Raw genomic sequence first — 20,699 nt, 5'->3', positions numbered from 1 at the left:
GATCATTGAAGACCGCGAAGCTCGGTGACCTCGAGGTGGGCTGCATCGGCCTCGGCGCGATGGGCATGTCGATGGCCTACACCGGCCACGGCAGCGACGACGACGAGTCGATCCGCACCGTCCAGCGCGCCCTCGACCTCGGCGTCACCCTGATCGACACCGCCGAGGTCTACGGCCCCTACGTCAACGAGGAGCTGATCGGCAGGGCGATCCGGGGCCGCCGTGACGAGGTCGTGCTGACCACGAAGTTCGGCCTGATCTCGCACACCGGGCGCGAGGGCGCCGACTCGGCTCCGGAGAGCGTCCGGACCGCCGTCGAGGGGTCGCTGCGCCGCCTCGGCGTCGACCACATCGACCTGTACTACCAGCACCGCGTCGACCCGGGGACGCCGATCGAGGAGACGATCGGTGCCGTCGCCGACCTCGTGGCGGCCGGCAAGGTCCGCCACATCGGGCTCTCCGAGGCCTGGACCGACACGATCCGCCGGGCGCACGCCACCCACCCGATCACGGCGCTGCAGTCGGAGTACTCGCTGTTCACCCGGGACCAGGAGGAGATCCTGCCGCTGCTCCGCGGGCTCGGGATCGGGCTGGTGCCCTACTCGCCGCTGGGCCGGGGCTTCCTCACCGGGCAGATCCGGTCAGTCGAGGACTTCGCCGACGACGACATGCGCAAGAGCAACCCCCGCTTCGTCGGCGAGGCCTTCGCCCGCAACCTCGCCCTCGCTGACGAGGTGCAGGCGGTCGCCGCGGAGGCCGGCGCCACCGCGGCCCAGGTCGCGCTCGCGTGGGTGCTGTCGAAGGGCCCGGACGTCGCCCCGATCCCGGGCACCAAGCGCGTCGCGCGGCTCGAGGAGAACGTCGGCGCCGACGCCGTCGAACTGACCGCGTACCAGCTGCGCCGTCTCGACGAGCTCCCCGCGCCCGAGGGCGAGCACCACACCGCCGACCAGATGCGGCTCATCGAGCGCTGAGCGCCAGCCCGACGTTCAGCCCGAGGATCCCAGGAGCTCGGGGAAGCGCCGGACCCAGCGCCGCTGCCACGGGGTCTCCACCGCGCGGTGGTGGTGGTGGCGCCGGGTCCAGGCCACCGCGTGGTCGGCGGGGAGCCCGTCGAGGATCGCCAGGCAGGCGATGACGGTGCCCGTGCGCCCCTTGCCCGCCCGGCACGCGGTCTCGACGTGCTCGCCGGCGCGGGCCCGCCGGTGCAGCGCCGTGATCGCCGCCACGGCGACCGCCGGGTCCGCGGGGACGCCGAAGTCGGGCCACTCGAGGCGATCGTGCTCCCACGACGGGTGGTACTCGACGCCGAGGTAGAGCCCGAAGTCGGGCTCGCGGCCGGCGGGCAGCGGGAACTGCACGCCGCGTCCCCGCACCACGGTCCGGCCGGGCAGGACGAGCGTCCCGCGCCACCCGTCGACGTCCGCGTCCCGGGGAGCCGTGTCGCGGGGAGCCGTGCTTTGGGGAGCCATGGAAGTCACTGTGCCCGGACCCCCGATGCCGCGGCGCGTCGGGTGATCGTCGGCGAACGGGGTAGTGCGGCTCGCGGCGGGGTAGCCGCGCCCTCAGCCCGCGACGGGAGCGGGACGAGACACAGGGGGGACGGATGGACACCTCGCAGCGCGAGACCCGGGAGCGGGCCTCGGCGGGGCTCTACGGCAGCAGTGTCGGGACCAACATGGCGGCCGCCGGCGCGGCCGAGCTGATCGGGACGGCGATCCTGGTGTTCGCCGGGACGGGGGTCGCGACGGCGGCGACGCTGGCGCAGCCGGTGGCGGGTGCGGGCTACGACTCCCTGGCGACGCCCCTGGCGTTCGGGGTGGCGCTGCTCGCGGTGGTGGCGGCGATCGGCCACGTGTCGGGCGCGCACGTGAACCCGGCGGTGACGCTGGGCCTGGCGGTGACGGGGAAGTTCCCGTGGCGCTACGTGCCGGCCTACCTCGTGGCGCAGCTCGCCGGGGCGGTCGTCGGGGCGCTCGGCACCTGGGTGGCCTTCGGGGCACCCGGCCGCGACCGCGCGTCGCTGGCGGCGACGGCCCCGGCGGCCGGCGTCGGTCCGCTGCAGGCGCTCGTGGTCGAGGCCGTGGTGACGTTCGTGCTGGTCTTCGTGGTCATCTCGGTGGCCACCGACGAGCGGGTCGCCGACGCGGTGGCCCCGATCGCGGTCGGCGCGGCCCTGACCGTCGGGGTGTTCGTGGCGGGTCCGGTCACCGGCGGCGCGGTCAACCCGGTGCGCGCGCTGGGCCCGATGATCGTCTCGGGCTCGTTCGCGGATTGGTGGATCTACCTCGTCGGGCCGGTCGTCGGCGGCGTCGTGGCCGCGGTGGTCTACGACCGCTTCGTCCGCAAGGCCGACAACCCCTGAGGCGTGACCGGCCGGGCCCTCGGGAGATCGCGGGCCCGGCCGCGCGTCCGGCTCACGCCGTGTGGGCAGGCACCGGTCCGCCGCGGACCTCGTGGAGGTGGCGCAGGGTCTGCGCGTAGGAGTCGACCAGCCCGGTCTCGAGGTAGGAGATGCCCTGGCGGGCGCAGAAGGCGGCGACGAGGGGCTGGGCGCGCCTCAGGTTCGGCCGGGGCATCCGCGCGAACAGGTGGTGCTCGATCTGGTAGTTCAGCCCGCCCATGGCGTGATCGACGACGGGGTTGCCGCGGATGTTCCGCGAGGTCAGCACCTGCTTGCGGATCGGATCGAGCTGGTCGGCCGCCGACACCATCGGCATGCCCTTGTGGTTCGGGGCGAACACCGCGCCCAGGTACAGGCCGAAGAGGCCCTGCTGCACGGCGATGAACACGACGGCCGGGCCGGGGGAGAGCACGAGGAACACCGCGCCGAGGTAGAGCACCGCGTGGACGACGAGCAGACCGGCCTCGAGACCGCGGGCGCGGATCCGGCCGCTGACGAGGGCCCGAACGCTGGTGAGGTGCAGGCTCAGCCCCTCGAGCAGCAGCAACGGGAAGAACAGGAAGGCCTGGTGGCGGGTGATGAACCCGGCCACCCCACGCCGCCCGACCGCCTGGTCGGGGCTGAAGGCGAGCACCGGGATCTGGACGTCGGGGTCGCGGTCCTCGTGGTTGGGGTTGGCGTGGTGGGCGTTGTGGTCGGCCACCCACCGGTTGAAGCCGAGCCCGATCGCGAGGTTGCCGGCCACGTAGCCCACCGCGTCGTTCGCGCGCGAGCTGTCGAAGATCTGGCGGTGGCCCGCGTCGTGGCCGATGAAGCCGCACTGCCCGGCGACCAGCGCGAACACGGGCGCGAGGGCCACCGCCCACCACGAGTCGCCGATCGCGACGAACGCGACCGCGCTCGCGGCGAGCACCGCCAGGGTGACCGCGATGAGGGCGGCGTACCAGCCACGACGGCGTTCGAGCAGGCCCGCGGCCCGCAGCGTGTGGGTCAGTTCGGCGAACTCGGTGCGGCGGGGGACGGGTCGGGTCACGGGCGGTGCCTCTCGGGTGCCGGGAGATCGCCGAGGCCGCACGGGAGGCCTCGGCGCGAGGTGCGGGACGTCCACCGGGTCCGGGGCAGAGACGACGCCGGGCACCGAAGCGGTGCCGCGACCTCCCGATCGTCCCACGACCGGGCGGGGAACACCGAGCGCGAGATCGGTGCCCCTGCCGGTACCTCCGTTCGGGGGCGTGGAGGAGCGCCCGTCCGGGGCTACGGTGATCCCGGTCGGTAGTGGACGTACCCCGGACCCCGGTGCGCCCGCGCGTGGGCGCGGTCTGTGTGGGGGTGGGCGGGCTTGGAGACGGACGACGCCACGCGACGGGGGAGCACCCGGATCGTGCTCGACGGGGACCTGGACGCCCGGGCTGCCGCGGATCTCCTGGAGCACTGCCGCCGCCGGGACCCGGAGCCGGCCGCGGAGGTCGTGGTGGACGTGGGCGCCGTGCGCACCTGCGACGCCGACGGCCTCAGGGTGCTGCTGGCGCTGTACTCCGGCGACGCGGGGCCGGGCGTGGTCCTCCACGGCGTCCGCTGGAGCCAGTTCTTCGGCCTGCTCGTCGAGGCCCCGCTGCAGGACGTCGGGTGGGTGCGCCAGCAGGTCCGCCAGCTCGTGTGGGACGCGCGCCGCGACCGGCGCGGCGCCCGCGAGGGCGTCGCGACCTCCTGAGCCCGGCGTCGCATCGTCCGGTGGCGGACGGGCGCCCCCTCTACGATGTCGGCGTCGGCCGGACGGGGCAGCGGGGGTGGCGTGTGGACTTCGACGACCTCGACGGCTACCTCGACCGCTGGTCGCGGGCCCACGGCGACTACGACGTCCGGTCCTCCCCGGCGACGCTCCTGTGGCTGCGCGTCGCGCACCGCCTCGCCGCGCCGCTGGCCCGCCGGCGTGTCCCGCCGGGCCGCGTGACGGTGCTCGGCGGCGTCGGGGCGGTCGCGATCAGCGGTGTCGCGTGGCTGGGCGGCCGGTGGGCGCTGCTCGCGGCGGTCCTCGTCGTGGTCGTGGCGCTGCTCGACGGCGTCGACGGCGCGCTCGCGGAGCTGACCGACTCCGCCACCGCCTGGGGGCGGATCCTCGACCAGCTCGTCGACCGGGTCAGCGACCTCGCCATGATCGTCGCCCTGTGGGCGCTGGGCGCCCCCGGACCGGTGTGCGCGGCGGCCGCGGTGCTCACCGTCCTCGACGAGTCCGTGCGGGCGAGCGCGGCCGCGGAGGGCATGGCCGAGGTCGGCCTCGTGACCATCGCCGAGCGCCCCGCCCGGCTGCTGATCGGGGGCCTCTCGCTGGCCGCGGCCGGGGTCGTCCCGTCCGTCGGCGTGTACGTGGTCACCGGCGGCGCCGCGCTGTGGGCGGTGCTGGCCCTCGTCGCCGCCGTGCAGCTGGTGGTCAACGTCCGGCGTCGCCTACACGGGCGGAAGCGGAACGTGGCGCTGGCCGCCGAGAGCGGCGAGCACGCCGAGCACGCCGACGAGCCGGGCGAGCGGGAGGAACCGGCCTAGACCGTATGGAGGCCCGGCGCCTCGCTCGTAAGTTGGCGCGGGTCGCCGTCGCACTCGGTGACGGTGCCGCAATTACGGGAGGCGCCGGGTGTTGGCAGAGCGTACGTGGGTGGGTCTGGACGTTCATGCTCGTTCGGTCGTGGGGTGCGCGATCGATGACGAGGCGTGCGAGATCCGCACCCAGCGGGTGGCGCCGCAGACCGCCGCGATCGTGGCCTGGGTTCTCGCGCTGCCGGGGCCGGTGGCGGTGACCTATGAGGCCGGGCCGACCGGTTTCGGACTCGCGCGGGCGTTGGCCGCGGCCGGGGTCCGTTGCGAGGTGGTCGCGCCCTCGAAGCTCGAGCGTCCGGCCGGGGACAAGGTCAAGACCGATCGTCGGGACGCTGAGCGCCTGGCGCGGCTGCTGCGCATCGGGGAACTGCCCGCGGTGCGGGTCCCCAGCGAGGCCGAGGAAGCCGCCCGGGATCTGGTGCGGGCCCGTGAAGACGCGCGGGGAGACCTGATGCGTGCCCGGCATCGGCTCTCCAAGCTGCTGCTGCGCCAGGGCATCGTGTGGGACCGCAGCGCGTGGACCGGCGAGCACACCGACTGGTTGCGCCGCCAGCGCTTCGACCGGCGCGGGGTGCAGCTGGCCTTCGACGAAGCCCTCGATGCGGTGTTCAGCGTGCACGCCCGCCGCGACCGGCTCGACACCGCGATCGAGGAGATGGCCCAGACGACGTCGCTGGCCGGGCCGGTGGGACGGCTGCGCTGCTTGCGCGGGGTCTCCACGCTGACCGCGGTCGGGCTCTGCGTCGAGGTCGCCGACTGGCACCGCTTCACCGGCTCGACCATCGGTTCCTACCTCGGGCTGGTGCCCTCGGAGTTCTCCTCGGGAGCTCGGCGGGTCCAGGGCGGGATCACCAAGACCGGCAACGCGCACGCCCGCCGGTTGCTGGTCGAAGCCGCCTGGCATCACCGTCGCCCGCTGCGCCCCAGCCGGGAACGGGCCCGGCGCGCCGACGGTCAGCCCGCCGCGGTGCGGGCGCGCGCCGAGGCCGGCAACCGCCGCCTACACCAACGCTGGTGCCGTCTCGAGCAGCGCCGCAAGCGCCCGACGGTGTCGGTGGTGGCCGTGGCCCGCGAGCTCGCCGGCTGGTGCTGGAGCCTCGCGGTGCTCGACGAGCACCAGCATCACGCGGCCGCCTGACACGCGGCCGCCCCCACAAGCCCCGGCGGGTGCCGGGTGCGGATGCAGGCAGCGCGAGGAGCGACCCGCGAGTTAGCTATGAGCAGCTCCGCCCGACCCTCATCGAGCAGGGCGACGCTCGCCCCTAGATCCGCGGAACGCTCCCGACGAACACCCGGTCATGCGGTAACCAACCCGCGCATATCAGCCTGACCGCGCGTCGAGCCGGCACGCCTCCACCCCACCCGGCCCCGCCGGACCCACAACGCCCTGACCAGCCACGATGCACCGCATCGAGGGCCCATCACCCCTGCCCACTTGACAGAAGTGCCCTCCATATCAGCTAGGAGGCCGGCTCAGCCCGCGTCGGCGGACCCCGCGAGCGCGGCGGGGAGGCTGTCCACGATCTCGAAGACCTCGCCGAGCTCGAGCACCGCGGCGACCCGGCTCACGAGCCCGTGCCCGCCGACCACCAGCCGGGCGGGGCCGGGCGTGCTGCGGGCCTCCTCGACGAGCGCGGCGATGATCGTCGCGCCGAGGTAGGTCGCGCGGCTCAGGTCGATGACGATGCGGTGCTCGGCCGCGACGGGGACGCCCGCGCGCCGGCGCGTCCCGCGGACGCCCGCGATCGCCTCGCGCAGTTCGTCCTTCGTGGCGAGGTCGAGCTCGCCGCGACCCTCGACCACGAGGACCTCCTCGCCGGGGAGATCGCGCAGCTCGACCCGGAAGCCGCTGTCCTCGTCCGGGTCGTCCGGGTCCGCGCGCCGCACGCTGATGGGCTCGTTCCTTCCTGGACCGGGACACACGGGCGGGGTGCGCCGGGGCGCACGGGGGTTCGACCAGGAGGTGCGGGCCGGTTCGGCCGGGGCGGGGCCGGCGGTGCCGGGGCCCGCGACGACGTGGTCGCGGGGCGAGCCCGCGTCTGGACCCACCGGGGAGACCGTCGCGCGGGCGCAGGAGCGTCCGCCGCGGATCGGTCGCGGCCAACCGTATCGGGTGCCCGCGCGCCCACCAACTCCGCCACGGTCCCGCCGGCGCGGGAGCGCCCACACGGTGGCGGAGGAGCGACCACCCGCCGCACACCCCGGTGGCCGTTGGCCCAACCCGGTGTGTTCCACGCCCGCGGTGGGCGTGTCCGAGCGCCGTCCGTGGTTAGGATCGTGCCCGGGTGGAGGCTTGACCAGCGGGGACGGGAGGTGGATGTGCCGGCGATCACCGTCGCGGAGCTCGCTCGTGGGCTCGAGACCCGCGCACTGATCGCGCTCGACCCCCGTGACGCCGAGGTGTTCGCCGGGGCGCACATCCCCGGCAGCTGGTCGGCCACCCCGAGCGTGCTGGTGCGGCGGCTGCGCGACAGCGACGACGCCCTGTTCGCCGCCCTGTTCTCGGGTCGGGCCCGGCGCGTCTGCGTCGTGGCCGACACCGACGAGGAGGCCGCGGCCGCGACGGCCCTGCTCGCCGAGGTGGGTCTCACCGACGTCGCCACGCTGCGCGACGGCGTGCGCGCCTGGCGGCGCTCCGGCCGCCCCGTCAACCGCGCCTTCGGTCCGCACCGCGAGACCGTCACCGCGGGGGACTCGCACTGACCGGCACCACCACCGGGCGCTCCGGCGTCCGCCGCACGCGGGGGCAGGTCGCGATCCCCGGCGGGCGGTTCGCCATGGGCGACCACCTCGGCGAGGGCTACGCCGCCGACGGTGAGCACCCGGTCCACCCGGTGACGCTGTCGCCGTTCGGGCTCGACGCCACCGCGGTGACCAACGCGGCGTTCGCGACGTTCGTCAAGGACACCGGCCACGTCACCGACGCCGAGCGGTGGGGGTCGTCGGCGGTGTTCCACCTCGCGTTCACCGGCGACCGCTCCGACGTCCTGACCAGCGTCGACGGCGCGGGCTGGTGGCTCGGCGTGCGCGGCGCCTGCTGGCGGCGGCCCGAGGGACCGGGCTCGTCGGTCGGCGACCGCGCGAACCACCCCGTCGTCCACGTGTCGTGGCACGACGCGCAGGCCTACGCCGCGTGGGCCGGGAAGCGGCTGCCCACCGAGGCGGAGTGGGAGTACGCCGCGCGCGGCGGGCTCGAGGGTGCGCGGTTCCCCTGGGGTGACGAGCTGCGGCCCGGGGGCCGCTGGGCGCTGAACGTCTGGCAGGGCCGCTTCCCGACGCACAACACCGGCGAGGACGGCCACCTCACCACCGCGCCCGTGAAGTCCTACCGCCCCAACGCCTACGGCCTGTGGCAGATGGTCGGCAACGTCTGGGAGTGGTGCTCCGACCGGTTCTCCCCGGACACCTACCGCCGCGGCGAGGCCGTCGACCCGACCGGCCCCGAGGAGGACCCGGCGGTGGGGGACGCGCGGGTCATGCGCGGCGGGTCGTACCTCTGCCACGACTCCTACTGCTACCGCTACCGGGTCGCCGCACGGTCGTCGAACACCCCCGAGTCCAGCTCGGGCAACCTCGGGTTCCGGTGCGCGTCGTCGGCGGCTACTGCGAGGCCATGACCCGCCGGAACCGGCCCCCGTCGTCCGGCTCGGGGTCCTCGCACAGATCGATCCGCACCGTGTGGACCGTGCCCGAGAACTCGTTGCCCACGGCCGGGTAGTCGTCGCTCACCGGCGTGCCCAGGTCGACGCCCACGTCGAACGTCTCGTCGAACGAGAAGTAGTAGGGGACGGTGGCGTCGACGACGCCGCTGGCGACCTTCGCGCCGTCCACCGACAGCACGGCCGTGCCGCCCCGGCCGAGGCCGCCGCCGTCGTAGCAGAAGTCCATCCGGACCTCGTGGCGTCCGGGCGTCAGCGGCTCCTCGGCGCGCACGGTGTGCACGCGCAGCCCGAAGAAGTTGTAGACGTAGCAGGCCCGCCCCTCGCGGCAGTAGAGCGCCCAGCCCCCGAAGCGCCCGCCCTGGGCGACGACCACGCCCTCCGCGTCGCCGGCCTCCCCGCCGACCTCCCCGCCGACCTCGATGTCGGCCACCACGGTGTGCGAGGTGTTCTTGACGTTCGGCGTCGCCTCCTCGATCAGGCGCCGCGTCCGGCCGTGGAAGGTCACCGAGCGACGCCCGCCGAGCAGGTCGAGGCGGCCGGCGACCTCCGGGTTCTCCCGCTCGGTCACACGGTCGTCGAGCGGGAACACCTGGTGCTTCGCGGCCTCGACGAGGAACAGCTCCCGCAGGGCCGCGAGCCGCGCGGGATGCTCCGCGGCGACGTCGTGCGCCTGGCTCGGGTCGGTGCGGGTGTCGTAGAGCTCCCAGACGTCGTCGCGGAAGGACTTCCCGCCGGTCCCGACCATCTCCCAGGGGACGCCGTGGCGGGTCACCGCGGTCCAACCCTCGTGGTACACGCCGCGGTTGCCGCACATCTCGAAGTACTGGGTGCGGCGCCGGTCGGGCGCGTCGGGGGCGTCGAACGTGTAGCGCATGCTCACGCCCTCGATGGGCTGCTGCGCGACGCCGTCGACGCTGGTGGGCCGGGGGAGCCCGGCGCACTCCAGGACGGTCGGGAGCACGTCGATGACGTGGTGGAACTGGTGGCGCAGGCCGCCGCGGTCGGTGATGCCCCGCGGCCAGTGCACGACCAGCCCGTCGCGGGTGCCCCCGAAGTGCGAGGCCACCTGCTTGGTCCACTGGTACGGGGTGTTCATCGCCAGGGCCCAGCCGACCGGGGCGATGGGGTAGCTCTCCGGCCCGCCCAGCCCGTCGAGGTGCGTGATCATCTCCGCGGGGTCGTCGACGATGCCGTGCCCGAGACGGTGCTCGACCAGCGTGCCCTCGAGCCCGCCCTCGCCCGAGGCGCCGTTGTCGCCGAGCAGGTAGACGAACAGCGTGTCGTCGAGCTCGCCGAGCTCCTCCAGCGCGGCGACGAAGCGCCCGAGCTGGGTGTCGGCGTGCTCGGTGAACCCCGCGAAGGTCTCCATGAACCGCGCGCCCAGGGCCCGCTGGTCGTCGCCGAGCTCGTCCCAGTGGGGCACGTCCTGCGCCCACGGCGCGAGCTCGGTGTGCTCGGGGACGACGCCCAGCTCCCGCTGCCGGGCGAGCGTCCGCTCGCGCTGGCGGTCCCAGCCGTCGTCGAACGCGCCGCGGTAGCGCTCCGGCCACTCGGGCGCGACGTGCAGCGGCGCGTGCGAGGCCCCGAAGGCCAGGTAGGTGAAGAACGGGCGGTCGGGCGTCATCGTCCGCTGGGTGCGCACCCAGTCCACGGCGTGGTCGACGAGGTCCTCGGTGAGGTGGTAGCCGGGGCCGCGCGCGGGCTCGACGGGCCGGGTGCCCTCGTAGAGCAGCGGCGACCAGTGGTTCATCTCGGCGCCCATGAAGCCGTAGAAGTGGTCGAAGCCCTCGCCGGTGGGCCAGCGGTCGAACGGGCCGACCGGGCTGATCTCCGACGGCGGGGTCTGGTGCCACTTGCCGAACGCCGCGGTCGAGTACCCGTTGGCCTGCAGCGTGCGGGCCATCGTCGCCGCGCTGCGCGGGCGGAAGCCGGTGTAGCCCGGGGCCGAGGTGGCCATCTCGGTGGTGCCGCCCATGCCCACCGAGTGGTGGTTGCGGCCGGTCATCAGCGCCTGGCGGGTCGGCGAGCACAGCGCGGTCACGTGGAAGCGGGTGTAGCGCAGCCCGTCGTGGGCGAGCCGGTCGGCTGTCGGCATCCGGCAGGGCCCGCCGAAGGCGCTGGACGTGCCGAAGCCGAGGTCGTCGAGGACGACCACCACGACGTTCGGGGCGTCGGCGGGGGCGGCGGTGGGGCGGACCGGCGGGAACGGCTCGGTCTGCTCGTCGAACCCGACTGCGGTGACCACGCCCGCCGGCCGCTCCGGCTCGGGCAGCACGTACCGGCCACCGGTGAACTCGCTCATCCGCTCCCCACGTTCCCTCCTGGCGACGACCTCGACCGATGCAGTCTCGCCCGGGATGATCGTTCAGGTCCAGCGGACACTTGTTGACACGGGTGTCAAGCTCCGCTTCATGGAGCTCTCCCTGCGGCGCCTGCGCACGCTGCGGGAGGTCGCGCGCCAGGGCGGGGTCAACGCGGCCGCGGCGACCCTGCACTACTCACCGTCGGCGGTGTCCCAGCAGCTCGAGGCGCTGAGCGCCGAGGCCGGCGCCCCGGTGCTCGAGCGGGTGGGGCGCGGGGTGCGGCTCAGCGAGGTCGGGCGGGTGCTCGTCGAGCACGCCGAGATCCTGCTCGCCGCCGAGCGCCGGGCGTGCGCCGCGGTGGAGGGCGCGCGGCAGACCCTGTCCGCGCACCTCACGGTGGGCGTCTTCCCCGCCGCGGGGGCCGGCGTGCTGCCCGCGGTGATCGCCGACCTCGCCGCGCGCCACCCCGGGATCACGCTGGACAGCGTCGAGGGCGACGGCGAGAGCGTGGTCACCGACGTCCGCGACGGCCACCTCGACCTGGCGTTGCTGCTGGACTACCCCGACGCCCCCGAGCCGTGGAAGGCCGACCTGCGGGTCGTCCCGCTGGGCCAGGACGAGATCCACCTCGCCGTCCCCGAGGGCTCCGCCCACGGCCCCGGCACCCACCTCGAGGCCCTGGCCGACGAGGACTGGATCCTCTCCGGCGCGCACACCTACTGGGGCCGCGCGGTGCGCACCGCATGCCGGCGAGCGGGCTTCGACCCGCGCGTGCGCCACCACGTCGACAGCTCGGCCACGGCGCTGGCCATGGTCGCGGCCGGGCTCGGCGTCGCGCTGGTCAGCGACCTCGGCCGGGTCTTCTGCCCGCCCCGCGGGGTCGCCGTCGTGCCGCTGGCGCGGCCCCTGTCGCGCACGATCTCGATCGCCCACCTGCCCCACACCGGTGAGCGGCCGACCGCCCGGGCCGTCCTCGACGCGTTCGCGCGCGCCGCGGGGGCGGCGGGGCTGGCCCCGGTCGGGGCGGCGCGCGGTGGGTCAGGTGCCGACCCGCAGTGACGCCGCGAGCCGGGCGAACCCCTCGTCCAGCGGCACCCGCGGCACGTAGCCCAGGTCGCGGCGCGCGGCGCCGATGTCGAACCAGTGCGCGGTGGCGAGCTGGCGGGCGAGGAAGCGGGTCATGGGCGGGTCGCCGACCGGCACGAACCGCTCCAGCACCCGCCACACCGTCTCCACCGCGGCGCCGGCGGCGACGGCCACGGGTAGCGGGACCGTGCCGTCGACGGGCTCCAGCCCGCCGGCGACGACGATCCCGTTGACCAGCTCGCGCACCGGGCGCGGGTCGCCGGAGGTGACGAAGTACGGCCGGCCGGCGCACGCCGAGCCCGGACCGAGCCGGTCGGCGGCGTCGAGGTGGGCCCGGGCGGCGTCGTCGACGTAGGTGGTGTCGATGACCGCCGAGCCGTCGCCGACGAAGCGCAGCCGGCCGCGGCGGGCGCGGTCGAGGATGCGCGGGACGAGCTGGGTGTCGCCCGGGCCCCACACCAGGTGGGGGCGCAGCGCCACCGTCGCCAGCTCGGGCCCGTCCGCGGCGAGCACCATCCGCTCGGCCTCGGCCTTCGTCTCCGGGTAGGCGGAGTCGAAGTGCGTCGCGTAGGGCAGCGACTCGTCGCCGCCGGCGATGTCGTGCCCGGTGTGCACCACGCTGGGCGTGCTGGTGAAGACGAACCGCCGGACGCCGGCGTCGCGGCAGGCGTTGAGCAGCACGCGGGTGCCGTCGACGTTGCTGCGCCGGAAGTCCGCGGTGCTGCCCCAGACGCCGGCCTTCGCGGCGACGTGGAAGACGACGTCGACGCCGGCGACGGCGGCGCGGGCGCTCGCCGGTTCGGCGAGGTCGCCGCGCAGCGTCGCCACGCCCCGCTCGCGCAGCGCCGGGTAGTCGCCGCGGGCCAGGCTCACCACGTCGTCGCCGCGGGCGAGCAGGGCGTCGACCACGGCGCCGCCGAGGAACCCGCCACCCCCGGTGACCAGCGCCTTCACGCCAGCTCCCGCGCGGCCCAGTGGCCCAGCGCCTCGCGGTCGATCTTCGAGTTGTGCCGCGGGTCGACGGGCAGCGACCGGTGCTCGAGGAACGTCGTGATCGCGCGCGTGCGGGGGTCCGCGGCGGCGAGCGCGCGCAGTTCCCCGACGACGGCGGCGGTCAGCCGGGCGCCGGGGAGCATCTCCACGACGACCACGGGTGTGCGGTCGCCGTCGGGCCCGACGCCGACCAGGGCGCTGCGGCGCACGGCCGGGTGGCGGTCGATCACCACCTCGCACGGCACGCTGTGGAGCGGGCCGGCGGCGGTGTGGACGACGTGCGCGACGCGGCCGGCGAACCACAGCCGGCCCTCGTCGTCGGTGCTCGCCAGGTCGCCGGTGCGGTGCGCGAGCTCGCCGTCCCACGTCACCTTGGCCGCGGCGGTGGCGTCCGGGCGGTCGGCGTAGGCGGGGCTCACGACGGGGCCGCGCACGACCACCTCGCCGATCTCGCCCGGCGCGACGTGCCGGTCGGGGGTGAGGGCGTCCACCGGCCCGTCGGCGACGCGCATCAGGGCCACGTCGACGCCGGGCACCGGGCGCCCGACGCAGATGCCGTCCTCGGGCAGGGCGAGCAGCTCGTCGCTGCCGATGGACGCGACGGGCAGGGCCTCGGTGGCGCCGTAGGGCGTGTGGACCTGCGCGTCGGGCCCGAGCAGGGCGAGCACCCGGCGCTGCGTATCGCGAGGCACGGGCGCGCCGGCCGAGATGACCTGGCGCAGCGCCGGCAGGTGCGTCCCGGCGGGGGCGCCGCGGCCCAGCCGGTCGAGCACGGCGGGGGAGCCGAACATGACCGTGGCTCCGGTGCGCCGCGCGGCCGCGACCAGCCGCGACGGCAGGACCTTCGCCGGCCGCGTCGGGTCCATGCGCGGCACGACGGTCGTCATGCCCAGCGCGGGGCCGAACAGCGCGAAGGGCGGGAAGGTGGCGAGGCTGACGTCGCCGGGGCCGAGCCCGTAGAGGTCGCGGACGAGGCCGGCCTGCGCGAGCAGCCCGTCCTCGTGGTGCTCGACGCCCTTGGGCGGTCCGGTGCTGCCGCTGGTGAACAGGATGGCGGCGGGGGTGCCGTCGCGGCGCGGCCCCGGGGAGGGGATGGGACCCCGGGCGCCCTCGCGCTCGAGGCGGCGCAGCGACGTCGTCCCCGGCACGGGGACGGGGCCGGCGGTGACGGCGATCCACGCGCTCGGGCACCAGCCCAGCACCCGGCGCGCGACGTGGGCCTTCGCGACCCCGACGAACGCCTCCGGCGCGACCTCGCCGAGGCACGAGCGGACCCGGTCCAGGCCGATGCCGGGGTCGACGACCACGGGCACCGCGCGGACGCGCAGCAGGGCGTAGGCCAGCACGAAGAAGTCGGCCGTCGGCGGGACGAGCAGCGCGGTGCGCGTGCCCGGCCCGACGCCGGCGGCCAGCAGGCCCGCGGCGGCGGCCTCGACCCGGCGCTGCAGCGCCCCGAAGGTCACCGTGCGCGTGGCGGGGCCGACGAGCGACAGCACCGGGGCGGGCAGCACGAGGGCCGGGTCGTCGGGACGCTCCGCGGCGTGCGCGGCGAGCATGCCGTCGAGCGTGGTCGCGGGGGCGGCCGTGCTCACCGGCCCTCCGCCAGGAACGCGCGGACGCGCGGGACGATCCGGTCCGCGGCGTCCTCGAGGACGTAGTGCCCGGCGTCGGCGTAGCGGTGCACCTCGGCGTGCGGCAGCCGGCCCTCGAGGTGGCGCAGGATCGTGCCGTCGAACACCGGGTCCTTCATCCCCCAGTGCACCTGCACCGGGCGGGTGTCGAGCAGCGGCAGCCGCTCGGCGAGGTGCTCGAGCACCGGCTGGGCGGGGTCGTCCGGGCCGGTGGGGATGTCCTGGACGAACGCGTGCACGGCGACGCGGTGCGCGGGGCTGTCGTAGGGGGCGAGCAGACCGCGGCGGGCCTCCGCGCCGAGCAGCCAGCGCCCGCTGCCCAGCGAGAGCGCCCCGAGGGAGAACGCGTTGAGGCGGCGCACGGCGACGTCGCCGATGACGGGCAGCCGGGCGGCCGCCAGCGTCCAGGGGATGCGCTTGTCGGCGGGCAGCGGGAAGGCGCCGGTGTTGAGCACGACGACCTTGTCGACGCGGTCGAGGTTCTCCACCGCCCACGAGAGCCCGATCGGTCCGCCCCAGTCGTGCACCACCAGCGAGATCGGCTCGCGAAGGTCGAGGGCGTCGACGAACGCGGTGAGGTCGGCGACGCGGCGGCCCAGCGTGTGCGGGTAGTCGGCGAGGGCGGGCTTCTCCGAGCGGCCCATCCCGATGTGGTCGGGGGCGATCGCACGGAAGCCGTCGCCGGGCAGCGTCGAGAGCAGCGAGCGGAAGTAGAACGACCAGGTCGGGTTGCCGTGGACGTGCAGGACGGGCGGCCCGGAACCCTCGTCCACGTAGGCCATCGTGTGGCCGCCGATCTCGACCGTCTTCTGCTCGACGTCGAAGCCGGGCAGCACGGGCGCGGTCACCAGATCACCTCGGCGGCGGCGGCGTTGATCCCGCTGCCGACGCCCATGAGCATCACGCGTGAGCCCTCGACGACGGTGCCGTCGTCCACCGCCTTGGACAGCACGGTGGGCACGCCGGCCGGGCCGGTGTTGCCGAAGCGGGGGTAGAGCGACGGGAAGCGGTCGTGGTCGAGCCCGAGCTGGGCGGACACCGCGCGGGTGTGCACCTTGCTGACCTGGTGCAGGCAGTAGACGTCGTAGCTCTCGGTGTCCCAGTCGAACGCGGCGACGGCGTCCTTCCAGGCGCGCCCGGCGAGCTCCATGCCCGCCATGAGCAGGCCCTTCGAGTCGGTGCGCATCTCGTCGGCCTGCCCCACGCAGAGCTCGGCGTTGCCCATGGTGCTGGCGCGCCCGAGCCCGCCGAGGTAGCGGTGGCCGCCGGGGCCGTCGGCGCGGCTGAGCACCATGCCGACGGCGCCCGAGCCGACGGTCAGGGTGGCGAACTGCTCGTGGAACATCGCGCGGGTCGCGTCGTCGCCCGCGAGGCGTGCGATCGTCGATTCCATCGCGAATCGGCTGGTCTCGCCGGCCACCACGAGTCCGTGGTCGATCTCGCCGGCCGAGATCATGGTGGACACGGTGTTCATGCCGTTGAGGAATCCGAGGCACGCGTTGCCGAGGTCGAAGTTCACGGCCTCCGGCGACAGTTCCATCCGGCCGTGGACGATGCTCGCCGTCGACGGTTCGAGGTGGTCCCGGCTCACCGAGGTGTTGATCAGCGCGCCGATGTCGTCGCGCGCCACGCCGCTCCGCGCCAGGGCCCGCTCGCCAGCCTGGGCGGCGACCTCGCTGGGCATCGTGCCCTCGTCCCACACGCGGCGCTCGGCGATGCCGGACAGCTTCTCCAGCAGGCCGGGGGTGATGCGCAGCCGCGCCAGCGTCCCGGCGAGCCGGTCCTCCAGCTCGGTGGACGTGACCACGTGCGGCGCGTCGACGTGCGCCAGTCCGGTGATCACCACGTCGTCGTACCGCTGTGCCGCTCTCATGTCCCGAGAATGCGTGCCGTCCGCCATTCCCGCCAGACCGAAAAAAGGAGAACAGAAGCGCTACCGCAGTTCACACGAACTGCGGTAACGGGAACAGGTCGTCCATTGTTGGGCCGGTTGGTCGTACGCGACCGACTTCGGCGCGCGGGAACGGCGGCGGCGCACCGTACGGCACTACCCCGCGGTACGGCCGCCGGCCGTCCGCGACATTTCTCGGGATCGCCGAGCGGTGTCGGGCCGTGTCAGGCCGTGTCAGGTCGTGCCGGCGGGGCAGATGCAGCCCCGCGACCACCCCACGTCGCGGGTGGCGGTGCAGAAGCGGCGGCCGAGCGCGTCGTGCTCCGACCAGGTGTGCGGGCAGACGGTGCACGACGGGTCGGTGTCCATGGCCTGGGCGTCGTCGGTCGTGGCCGGGGCGGGGGTGTTCATGGGGTCCTCCGTGGAGCGGTGGGGTCGCCGGCGGTGGGCTCAGGAGCCGGCGAGCAGGTCGGCGGTGGTGCGCGTGTCGCCCGCGTCGCCCGTGTGCGCTGCCGCGTCGAGGGCGGCCTCCGCGGGGGCGTCCTCGGTCGAGGACGGCACCACGAGCAGGACGAGCCGCTTCCCGTCGCGGCCGGCGACGGTGAGGATGCGGGGGTCGGTCGTGCGGAACCCCTCGAGCCGGGCGCCCTTCGGCAGGCGCCGGGGCGCGGGATCCCAGCCGTCGAGGTGGTAGGCGACCCGCGCCACCGGCCCGGACCGGTCGCCGAGCCCGTCGAGCAGTGCGGGCAGCTCGGCGGCCAGGTCGCGCGAGCGCGGCCACCAGCCGCCGTCGACGGCACCCGAGGGCGGGGCGGCGGGCTTGAGGCGCAGGCGCGCCGCGCCGTCGGCGGAGCCCGCAGGAACGGTGGCGACATCGGTGGTGGAGGGAGCCGGGCTCATGCCGGCACTCCCGTCTCCGGTGCGGTGACCGGGCGAGGACTGCGCCGACGACGACGACGGTTCGTCCACCGTCGTGCAGGAGATCCTCGGTGTAGCTGACGATACTCCCCGGCGGGGCCGTCAGCCCCGTCGCCACAGCCCGGCGAGCACGGCGCGCGGCCCCCGCGACGCCGCGGCCGCAGCGGCCTCGGCCTGCGCGCGCCGCTCGTGCCAGCGCTGCGTCCACCCCGGCATCCGTTCGGTCAGGACCGCCTCGATCTCGGCCTCGTCGCCGCGCCGGAGCCGGTCGGCCACCGCGGGCTCGGCGCCCAGGAGGGCGGCGAGGTCGCGCGGGGGCACCTCGCTGCGGTGCACGGGCACGCCGTACCGCCGGGAGATCGCGGCGCGCTGCTCACCGGCGATGGCCGGCCCGGTGAGCACGAACCGGGGGTAGGCGTGCGAGGCGCGCCAGCCGCGCCCGCCCTCGACGATCTGCCCCCAGAGCGCGACGACCCCGAGCACCTCGTGGTCCGAGATGCCCCACTGCAGCGCGCCCGGCTCGGCGACCGCGTAGAGACCGCAGGCGCAGCCGTCACCGGGCGGCGTGTGCCGCGCCGACCCGCACGACGCGACCATCGGCTGCCGCGACGGCCAGGTGACGCCCGCGAGGGGCGCGACGAGGTCGGTCCGCTGACGGGCCCGCCGGCCCACCCGCCACGTGCGCCAGCCGAGCACGGGGTGCGGCAGGTCGGGGGCGTCGCTGACGGGCAGCTGCTCCGGGGCCCGGTCCCGGCGAGGCGGGTCGAGCGGGAGGCTCACGGGGCGCGCAGGGTCCCGGTGCTCGTGGCGGCGTCGCGCTGCGTCGGCCCGGGCGCCGACCCGCTGCGCTCCTCGGCGGAGGGCTCGTGCACCGACGGCTTCTCGCCGGGCACGGGCGAGCTGACGGGTTCGGCGGTGAAGCGTCGACGGACGGGTCCGATGTCCACACCGGGAACGCTGCCACGTCGGCCGTCCCGGCACCAGGATCTCGCCCGACCTGCTCCCGATCTGCCACCCTGCCCCCGCCCCGGGCCCTCGGCCCGTCTGCCCGTCTGCCCCGCGCCAGGGAGCCGTCATGACCGATCGGATCGCCGAGCACTACGAGCGCGTCGCCGTCGACTACGACGACCAGTGGAACTACGACCCCGAGTACGTCCGCGGGTTCGCGCAGGCCATCGTCGGCGCGCTGCGGCTCGGGGGTTCGGACGCCATCGCCGACATCGGCTGCGGCACCGGCCTCTACACGCGCCGGCTCTGCGAGGAGGTCCGCCCGGAGCGCCCCATCCTGTGCGTCGACCCCGTGCCGGCGATGCTCGACCAGCTCCCGCGCCTGCCCGGCCTCCGCCCGCTGCTCGCGGGCGCGGAGGACCTCGCCTCCGGGCGCATCGCGCTGCCCGACGACGTCCCGCTCGACGCGATCGTCCTCAAGGAGTCGATCCACCACCTCGCCGACCGGCGCGCCACCCTCCGGGGGCTGGTGGGGCTGCTCTCGCCCCACGGGCGGCTGCTGGTCGTGATGCTGCCGCGGACGCTGCGCCACCCCCTGTTCCAGGAGGCCCACGAGCGGTTCCGCGCGCTGCAGCCCGAGCCCCAGGAGATCGTCGACGTGCTGGCCGAGGCCGGCCTGCGGACGTCGGTCAGCCACCGCACCTTCCACACCACCGTCGACCGCGAGCGCTACGTCCACCTGCTCGAGTCGCGGTACCTCTCGGTGCTCGACGAGTTCTCCGAGGACGAGCTCCAGGCGGGCATCGCGCAGTTCCGCCACGCCTACCGCGACGACCCCGTCATCCGCTTCGACGACCACTTCGCCTTCGTCACGGGGTGGGTCCGGCCGCGTTGAGCGCGTTCGACGAGGTCCTGGACCGGGCGCGGCGGTGGGCCGGCGCCTGGCTCGCGGGGCTCGGGGAGCGGCCCGTCGGCGTGCCCGTGGCTCCGGGCGCGGTGCGGATCGACGCCGAGCTCCCCGAGGACGGCGTCCCGGCGACGCAGGTGCTCGACGACCTCGCCACCACGCTCGAGCCCGGCCTGGTGGCGAGCGCCGGCCCGCGCTACTTCGGCTTCGTCACCGGCGGGTCGCTGCCCGCGGCACTGGGCGCGGACTGGATGGTCTCCGCCGCCGACCAGAACGCCGCCGTCCACGTGATGTCGCCGGCCGCCGCGGTGGTCGAGGAGATCGCCGGGCGGTGGGTGCTCGACCTGCTCGGGCTGCCGGGCGACGCGGCGGTCGGGTTCGTCACCGGCGCCCAGATGGCCAACGTGTCGTGCCTCGCGGCGGCTCGCCGCGCGCTGCTGCTCGGTCAGGGCTGGGACGGCGAGGAGGACGGGCTCGCGGGCGCGCCCGTGCCGACCGTGGTGATCGGCGAGCAGGCGCACGCGACGCTGCTCCAGGCGCTGCGCCTGCTCGGCCTCGGCGCTCGCCGCGCGGTGCGGGTGCCGGCGGACGACCAGGGGCGGATGCGCGCCGACGCGCTGCGGGCGCGGCTCGACGACCTCGCGGGCCCGGTGCTCGTGTGCGCGCAGGCGGGCAACGTCGACACCGGGGCGAGCGACCCCTTCGCCGCGATCGCCGACGCCCTCGCGGACCGGGACGACGCCTGGCTCCACGTCGACGGCGCCTTCGGCCTGTGGGCCGCCGCCGCGCCGGCCCGGCGGCACCTCGTCGCGGGCGTCGCGCGCCGACTCGTGGGCGGTCGACGCGCACAAGTGGCTCAACGTCCCCTACGACTGCGGCATGGCCGTCGTCCGCGACCGGACGGCGCTGGCCGGCGCGCTGACGACATCGGCGGCCTACATCGGGTTCTCCGAGCTCGACCCCTCGAGCCGGGTCCCCGAGAGCTCCCGGCGGGCACGGGCGACGCCGGTGTACGCGGCGCTGCGCAGCCTCGGCCGCCGGGGCGTCGCCGACCTCGTCGAGCGCTGCTGCGCCCTGGCCCGCCAGGCCGCCGACGAGCTCGGGCGGCACCCGGGGATCGAGGTGCTCAACGCCGTCGAGCTCAACCAGGTCCTGTTCCGCCCGCGCCACCCTGCCGGTCCTGACGCCCGCGATCTCGCGGCCGCCGTCCAGCGCGACGGCACCTGCTGGATCGGCACCAGCGTCTGGGACGGCCGCCCGGCCCTGCGCCTGTCGGTGTCGAACTGGTCGACGACCCCGCAGGACGTCACCCGCTCCACGGACCGCGTGCTGGCCCTGGTCGAGGCTGCCCGGCGGGGGTAGGA

The 20,699-nt window shown here is 75.5% G+C and carries 22 protein-coding genes and 1 pseudogene; 11 read left to right on the top strand and 12 right to left on the bottom strand.

Annotation, left to right across the window (positions count from 1 at the left end; all coding sequences use genetic code 11):
* Positions 1 to 5: 5 nt before the first annotated feature.
* Positions 6 to 974 (top strand): aldo/keto reductase, encoded by a 969-nt coding sequence (locus tag ACQPX6_RS19400; RefSeq protein ID WP_433782068.1) that lies wholly within the window; start codon positions 6 to 8, stop codon positions 972 to 974.
* A gap of 15 nt (positions 975 to 989) precedes the next feature.
* On the opposite strand, the gene ACQPX6_RS19395 is transcribed toward ACQPX6_RS19400, so the two are convergent.
* On the bottom strand, positions 990 to 1,472 hold the full coding sequence (locus tag ACQPX6_RS19395; protein ID WP_433782067.1) for a protein-tyrosine phosphatase family protein: 483 nt from the start codon (positions 1,470 to 1,472) through the stop codon (positions 990 to 992).
* A gap of 134 nt (positions 1,473 to 1,606) precedes the next feature.
* Here ACQPX6_RS19395 and ACQPX6_RS19390 point away from each other — a divergent pair, with 134 nt between their 5' ends.
* On the top strand, positions 1,607 to 2,365 hold the full coding sequence (locus ACQPX6_RS19390; RefSeq protein WP_433782066.1) for an MIP/aquaporin family protein: 759 nt from the start codon (positions 1,607 to 1,609) through the stop codon (positions 2,363 to 2,365).
* A gap of 52 nt (positions 2,366 to 2,417) precedes the next feature.
* Here ACQPX6_RS19390 and ACQPX6_RS19385 read toward each other — a convergent pair whose 3' ends face one another.
* Positions 2,418 to 3,437 (bottom strand): fatty acid desaturase family protein, encoded by a 1,020-nt coding sequence (locus tag ACQPX6_RS19385; RefSeq protein WP_433782065.1) that lies wholly within the window; start codon positions 3,435 to 3,437, stop codon positions 2,418 to 2,420.
* 306 nt (positions 3,438 to 3,743) lie between these two features.
* Here ACQPX6_RS19385 and ACQPX6_RS19380 point away from each other — a divergent pair, with 306 nt between their 5' ends.
* The 3 genes from ACQPX6_RS19380 (at position 3,744) to ACQPX6_RS19370 (ending at position 6,134) form a co-directional block, all read left to right on the top strand.
* Positions 3,744 to 4,115 carry an STAS domain-containing protein gene (locus ACQPX6_RS19380; RefSeq protein ID WP_433782064.1) on the top strand — a complete coding sequence of 124 codons (372 nt, stop codon included), beginning with the start codon at positions 3,744 to 3,746 and terminating at the stop codon, positions 4,113 to 4,115.
* A gap of 83 nt (positions 4,116 to 4,198) precedes the next feature.
* On the top strand, positions 4,199 to 4,945 hold the full coding sequence (locus ACQPX6_RS19375; RefSeq protein WP_433782063.1) for a CDP-alcohol phosphatidyltransferase family protein: 747 nt from the start codon (positions 4,199 to 4,201) through the stop codon (positions 4,943 to 4,945).
* A gap of 109 nt (positions 4,946 to 5,054) precedes the next feature.
* Positions 5,055 to 6,134, top strand: coding sequence for an IS110 family transposase (locus ACQPX6_RS19370; protein ID WP_433781620.1), 1,080 nt, complete (start codon positions 5,055 to 5,057; stop codon positions 6,132 to 6,134).
* Positions 6,135 to 6,469: 335 nt separating this feature from the next.
* Here ACQPX6_RS19370 and ACQPX6_RS19365 read toward each other — a convergent pair whose 3' ends face one another.
* Positions 6,470 to 6,883, bottom strand: coding sequence for an STAS domain-containing protein (locus tag ACQPX6_RS19365; RefSeq protein WP_433782062.1), 414 nt, complete (start codon positions 6,881 to 6,883; stop codon positions 6,470 to 6,472).
* Between the two features lie 426 nt (positions 6,884 to 7,309).
* Between ACQPX6_RS19365 and ACQPX6_RS19360 the strand changes: the two genes are divergently transcribed.
* Both ACQPX6_RS19360 and ACQPX6_RS19355 read left to right on the top strand, forming a co-directional pair.
* Entirely contained in the window at positions 7,310 to 7,699 is a 390-nt protein-coding gene (locus tag ACQPX6_RS19360; protein ID WP_433782061.1) for a rhodanese-like domain-containing protein, read from the top strand.
* Complete coding sequence (locus tag ACQPX6_RS19355) at positions 7,621 to 8,613, top strand: formylglycine-generating enzyme family protein (protein WP_433788303.1); 993 nt, start codon at positions 7,621 to 7,623, stop codon at positions 8,611 to 8,613. The genes ACQPX6_RS19360 and ACQPX6_RS19355 overlap by 79 nt, the downstream gene beginning before the upstream one ends.
* On the opposite strand, the gene ACQPX6_RS19350 is transcribed toward ACQPX6_RS19355, so the two are convergent.
* A complete protein-coding gene (locus tag ACQPX6_RS19350) occupies positions 8,597 to 10,960 on the bottom strand; it encodes an arylsulfatase (RefSeq protein WP_433782060.1) in 2,364 nt (787 codons plus the stop codon). The two genes, ACQPX6_RS19355 and ACQPX6_RS19350, sit on opposite strands and share 17 nt — an antisense overlap.
* A gap of 109 nt (positions 10,961 to 11,069) precedes the next feature.
* Between ACQPX6_RS19350 and ACQPX6_RS19345 the strand changes: the two genes are divergently transcribed.
* Positions 11,070 to 12,020, top strand: coding sequence for a LysR substrate-binding domain-containing protein (locus tag ACQPX6_RS19345; protein ID WP_433782059.1), 951 nt, complete (start codon positions 11,070 to 11,072; stop codon positions 12,018 to 12,020).
* On the opposite strand, the gene ACQPX6_RS19340 is transcribed toward ACQPX6_RS19345, so the two are convergent.
* From ACQPX6_RS19340 to ACQPX6_RS19305, 8 genes are all read right to left on the bottom strand, one after another.
* Positions 12,000 to 13,001, bottom strand: a complete 1,002-nt coding sequence (locus tag ACQPX6_RS19340) for an NAD-dependent epimerase/dehydratase family protein (RefSeq protein ID WP_433782058.1) — start codon at positions 12,999 to 13,001, stop codon at positions 12,000 to 12,002. The two genes, ACQPX6_RS19345 and ACQPX6_RS19340, sit on opposite strands and share 21 nt — an antisense overlap.
* A complete protein-coding gene (locus ACQPX6_RS19335) occupies positions 12,998 to 14,632 on the bottom strand; it encodes a fatty acid CoA ligase family protein (protein WP_433782057.1) in 1,635 nt (544 codons plus the stop codon). Before ACQPX6_RS19335 ends, ACQPX6_RS19340 begins: the two co-directional genes overlap by 4 nt.
* Entirely contained in the window at positions 14,629 to 15,519 is an 891-nt protein-coding gene (locus tag ACQPX6_RS19330) for an alpha/beta fold hydrolase (RefSeq protein ID WP_433782056.1), read from the bottom strand. Before ACQPX6_RS19330 ends, ACQPX6_RS19335 begins: the two co-directional genes overlap by 4 nt.
* Positions 15,516 to 16,544, bottom strand: coding sequence for a 3-oxoacyl-ACP synthase III (locus ACQPX6_RS19325; protein ID WP_433782055.1), 1,029 nt, complete (start codon positions 16,542 to 16,544; stop codon positions 15,516 to 15,518). Before ACQPX6_RS19325 ends, ACQPX6_RS19330 begins: the two co-directional genes overlap by 4 nt.
* Positions 16,545 to 16,796: 252 nt before the next feature.
* Positions 16,797 to 16,973, bottom strand: a complete 177-nt coding sequence (locus ACQPX6_RS19320; RefSeq protein ID WP_433782054.1) for an RGCVC family protein — start codon at positions 16,971 to 16,973, stop codon at positions 16,797 to 16,799.
* A 39-nt stretch (positions 16,974 to 17,012) separates the two neighbouring features.
* Complete coding sequence (locus tag ACQPX6_RS19315; protein ID WP_433782053.1) at positions 17,013 to 17,462, bottom strand: DUF5994 family protein; 450 nt, start codon at positions 17,460 to 17,462, stop codon at positions 17,013 to 17,015.
* A gap of 120 nt (positions 17,463 to 17,582) precedes the next feature.
* Positions 17,583 to 18,260: a hypothetical protein gene (locus ACQPX6_RS19310; protein ID WP_433782052.1), complete on the bottom strand. Its 678-nt coding sequence runs from the start codon at positions 18,258 to 18,260 to the stop codon at positions 17,583 to 17,585.
* Positions 18,257 to 18,427 (bottom strand): hypothetical protein, encoded by a 171-nt coding sequence (locus ACQPX6_RS19305; protein WP_433782051.1) that lies wholly within the window; start codon positions 18,425 to 18,427, stop codon positions 18,257 to 18,259. Before ACQPX6_RS19305 ends, ACQPX6_RS19310 begins: the two co-directional genes overlap by 4 nt.
* A gap of 128 nt (positions 18,428 to 18,555) precedes the next feature.
* Between ACQPX6_RS19305 and ACQPX6_RS19300 the strand changes: the two genes are divergently transcribed.
* The 3 genes and pseudogenes from ACQPX6_RS19300 (at position 18,556) to ACQPX6_RS19290 (ending at position 20,697) form a co-directional block, all read left to right on the top strand.
* Positions 18,556 to 19,323, top strand: a complete 768-nt coding sequence (locus ACQPX6_RS19300) for a class I SAM-dependent methyltransferase (protein WP_433782050.1) — start codon at positions 18,556 to 18,558, stop codon at positions 19,321 to 19,323.
* A pseudogene (locus ACQPX6_RS19295) lies at positions 19,305 to 20,436 on the top strand (pyridoxal phosphate-dependent decarboxylase family protein); the annotation flags it as partial. The gene ACQPX6_RS19300 and the pseudogene ACQPX6_RS19295, both read left to right, overlap by 19 nt.
* Positions 20,437 to 20,457: 21 nt before the next feature.
* Positions 20,458 to 20,697: a hypothetical protein gene (locus ACQPX6_RS19290; RefSeq protein WP_433788418.1), complete on the top strand. Its 240-nt coding sequence runs from the start codon at positions 20,458 to 20,460 to the stop codon at positions 20,695 to 20,697.
* Positions 20,698 to 20,699: the final 2 nt, after the last annotated feature.

Source organism: Actinomycetospora sp. CA-101289 (assembly GCF_050955895.1).
In the GTDB taxonomy this organism is placed as follows: Bacteria; Actinomycetota; Actinomycetes; order Mycobacteriales; family Pseudonocardiaceae; genus Actinomycetospora.
The sequence above is the reverse complement of the archived record's forward strand: the minus strand, read 5'-3'. Positions and strand labels throughout refer to the sequence as shown.